At 55.3% G+C, this 2,945-nt stretch carries 4 protein-coding genes and 1 pseudogene; 2 read left to right on the forward strand and 3 right to left on the reverse strand.

Annotated elements, in window-relative coordinates:
• A pseudogene (locus tag IGS51_RS07375) lies at nucleotides 1–234 on the forward strand (collagen-like protein); the annotation flags it as partial.
• 401 nt (nucleotides 235–635) lie between these two features.
• Here the strand turns inward: IGS51_RS07375 and IGS51_RS07380 are convergent.
• On the reverse strand, nucleotides 636–1,334 hold the full coding sequence (locus tag IGS51_RS07380) for a pirin family protein (protein WP_297077623.1): 699 nt from the start codon (nucleotides 1,332–1,334) through the stop codon (nucleotides 636–638).
• A 410-nt stretch (nucleotides 1,335–1,744) separates the two neighbouring features.
• Here IGS51_RS07380 and IGS51_RS07385 point away from each other — a divergent pair, with 410 nt between their 5' ends.
• Nucleotides 1,745–2,122: a helix-turn-helix domain-containing protein gene (locus IGS51_RS07385; RefSeq protein WP_297077626.1), complete on the forward strand. Its 378-nt coding sequence runs from the start codon at nucleotides 1,745–1,747 to the stop codon at nucleotides 2,120–2,122.
• Nucleotides 2,123–2,175: 53 nt separating this feature from the next.
• Here the strand turns inward: IGS51_RS07385 and IGS51_RS07390 are convergent, their stop codons facing one another.
• Both IGS51_RS07390 and IGS51_RS07395 read right to left on the reverse strand, forming a co-directional pair.
• Nucleotides 2,176–2,337 (reverse strand): hypothetical protein, encoded by a 162-nt coding sequence (locus IGS51_RS07390; protein WP_297077628.1) that lies wholly within the window; start codon nucleotides 2,335–2,337, stop codon nucleotides 2,176–2,178.
• 129 nt (nucleotides 2,338–2,466) lie between these two features.
• Nucleotides 2,467–2,703 carry a helix-turn-helix transcriptional regulator gene (locus IGS51_RS07395; RefSeq protein ID WP_297077630.1) on the reverse strand — a complete coding sequence of 79 codons (237 nt, stop codon included), beginning with the start codon at nucleotides 2,701–2,703 and terminating at the stop codon, nucleotides 2,467–2,469.
• Between the last annotated feature and the right edge of the window lie 242 nt (nucleotides 2,704–2,945).

The raw sequence follows: 2,945 nt of genomic DNA on the forward strand, positions 1-2,945 counted from the left end.
CAAGGGCCACAGGGCATTCCCGGTGAACTTGGGCCCATCGGCCCTGTCGGCCCGCCTGGCCCTAGAGGCGAACGAGGACTCCCTGGCGAATCCGGCCCCCAAGGAGAGCGCGGCCCCCAGGGAATCCCCGGCGAACCCGGCCCCCAGGGCCCGCGTGGCGAACCCGGTTCCCCAGGAGACCGCGGGCCGCAAGAGTTGCCCGGTGGACGGGATTCGTCGCCCATCGTGCGCTAAAGCGGCCTAACGGGATGTGCAGCGTGCAATCTGCCCTCATCCCACAACCCCTTCTCTCGACGTAAGAGAAGGGGAGCAAGCAAGAGAGGCTTATATCAATTCTCTAAAGACTCGCTACATACAGAGCATCATTTCAGCGGTATCGATTTTAAGAACTTCAATTTTTGAGGACTCCAATTATAGCGGCTAGCTTCATAGCGGCTAGCTCTAACGTCTTCCTATATGTAGCAAATCTTTGAAGATTTGATATTAATGAATGGCGATCGCCCGACGCTCGTTTCCCAGAAATCACGGTTCACCTGGCCGATCTGCTGGGTCAAGGGCAATTTCGCAGCTCGGCAGCAGCAGGGAAGAGACAGGCGGGAGATCGAGAATCAACGCGACCTCCCGCGTCCCTGGATCTATGCCAGGTCAAACAGCAGCACTTCCGCATCGCTGACGGCTTGCACCTCCAGCAGCGTTTCGTCGCTGATGGCCGCGCCGTCGCCCGCTTCCAGCGACACCCCGTTGAGGCTGATCTTGCCCTGCGCCACCTGCACCCAGGCGTAGCGGCCAGGACGCAATTCGAGCGATCGCCCTTCACCGGCCCTCAGCACCGTGGCATACAGTTCCACATCCTGATTAATCTGCACCGCGCCATCGGCCCCCGTGCGGCTGGCAATGCGTCGCCACTGCCCCTGCTTGGCCTCAGTGGGAAACACCTTCTCTTCGTAATTGGGCGTTAATCCCGCTTCCTCTGGCAAAATCCAGATTTGCAGAAAATGTACGCCCTCCGTTTGCGACAGGTTGAACTCGCTGTGGGCAATGCCCGTACCCGCCGTAATTTTTTGCACTTCGCCCGCGCCAATCGTGGCGGCGTTGCCCATGCTGTCTTTGTGCGCCAGCGACCCCGACAGCACGTAGGAAATAATTTCCATGTCGCGGTGCGGATGCGTGCCAAAGCCGCGACCCGGCGCAACCCGGTCTTCGTTGATCACGCGCAGGGCGCGAAAGCCCATGTGGTCAGGATCATAGTAGTTGGCAAAGGAAAACGTATGGTAGCTATCCAGCCAGCCGTGGTTGGCGTGACCGCGCTCTTGAGACGGACGGACAGTAATCATGGAGAGTCTCCTTGAGTGAAAACTAGTGAAAACTTGAGTACAAAGCGTGGATAAGCAGTCGAGTAAGAAAGGCGAAATGGCGGGTTATCGGCGCGATAGGTTGGTAGCGCGGCTCTGCTCCAAAGCCCCATCACGCCAGCCCTCATCACTTCAACCCAGCGTGCTAGTCGGCGCTCGTGTGTTCTCAACGTGCTTGCGAAACGTTCGAGCAGACTTGAATCAGAGTGTTGAGCGGTTTAAACTCAAAGTCGTACTCGGAACTACTTTGAGTTTATAGTAGATACAATAGGTTTGGGAAGTATGCACTTTTTGGTAAGGTACTTCCCAAAAGGAAACTATGAAAGACTGAAGGTATGGCTATAGAAGGCATGGCTATAGAAAATATCCCTGCATTGGAACCTCGTTAGGCAATGTCACTCCAAAACGCCGATCCCAAAACCCTTCAACCTGCCCCATCACCCAGCAGCCTAGAGCGCCCAAGCTGCGCGGTAGAAACCACCATCGCCATCATCGGCGGCCGCTGGAAGGTGCTGATCTTGCGGGAACTGCTCGGCGGCGTGAAGCGGTTTAACGAACTGCATCGATCGCTCACGGGCATTACCCAAAAGATGCTGACGCAGCAACTCCGCGAAATGGAAGACGACGGCATCGTGCATCGCGAGGTCTATCAACAGGTACCGCCCAAGGTGGAATATTCCCTTACGCCGCTGGGACAAAGCCTGGAGCCGATCTTGGCGATTATGCACGAATGGGGAGAGCGGTATTTGGCAGAGCAGGGAGAGCAGTAGAGTTAGGGATTTTGGATTGTGGATTTGGGATTTTGGATTGGCGACTTTGGAGCCTACCGTTTGCCTGCAAGGATCTGAGCGGCGGTGAGGTGAAGCTCTGGAAAGGTAGGCGATTGAATCAAATCATTTCCTTGATATTCTGCTGCGTCGTAGAATTGCTCCAGCGCATCCGCCAACTGTTTTTGGGTCAAAAATCGCTGAACCCAGAGCCTCATTAAGTGCGATCGCACTGCTTGCTCAGACAATTACCCAACCCACCCAACCCCATTGACGCTTCTCCCTCTTCCTTCTTCGTTCTTCCCTCTTCCTTCTTCGTTCTTCCCTCTTCGTTCTTCGTTCTTCCCCTATCCCTCGCCTTCCAAAATATCGCCCAGATAAAGCTGCACAAACGCCCGCGCTGCGTCTGGATTTAGCTGCTGGAGCGCTTTGGTAATTTCCACAATATTTTCGGCGCTGGGGTCTAGCCCATGAAACCAGCGACCCACGTTGGCTCGGCTGACACCCATCGCCACAGCGAGTTTATTTTGGCTGATTTGGTAAGACTCCAAAACCTGTCGGAGTGACTGACTCGCCCGTCCCATGCCCCAATCCTGTCAGAGGATGATGAGCCAGTAAATGTCACAGTTATGGATACATCTGGTATTATCTGGATGTCACAGTTATGGATACATCCTCTGCAACAATCGCACTATGGCAAAAGAATGTCTCTCCAACAGCGCTGAGTCCCAGGTTCCCGCCGCACCGCCAGAGACCCCTAAGCGGGAACCCGTGAAAATTATGGTGGTGGGTTCGCGCTGGGCGGTGCTGCTGATCATCCACACGC

The sequence above is a fragment of the Thermoleptolyngbya sp. M55_K2018_002 genome (assembly GCF_015295965.1).
GTDB lineage: Bacteria > Cyanobacteriota > Cyanobacteriia > Elainellales > Elainellaceae > Thermoleptolyngbya > Thermoleptolyngbya sichuanensis.

Bases quoted from the DNA above. Each gene is read 5' to 3' on its own strand.
- IGS51_RS07395 (WP_297077630.1), bottom strand. From the start codon at position 2,703: ATGGGACGGGCGAGTCAGTCACTCCGACAGGTTTTGGAGTCTTACCAA.
- IGS51_RS07390 (WP_297077628.1), bottom strand. From the start codon at position 2,337: ATGAGGCTCTGGGTTCAGCGATTTTTGACCCAAAAACAGTTGGCGGAT.
- IGS51_RS07385 (WP_297077626.1), top strand. From the start codon at position 1,745: ATGTCACTCCAAAACGCCGATCCCAAAACCCTTCAACCTGCCCCATCA.
- IGS51_RS07380 (WP_297077623.1), bottom strand. From the start codon at position 1,334: ATGATTACTGTCCGTCCGTCTCAAGAGCGCGGTCACGCCAACCACGGC.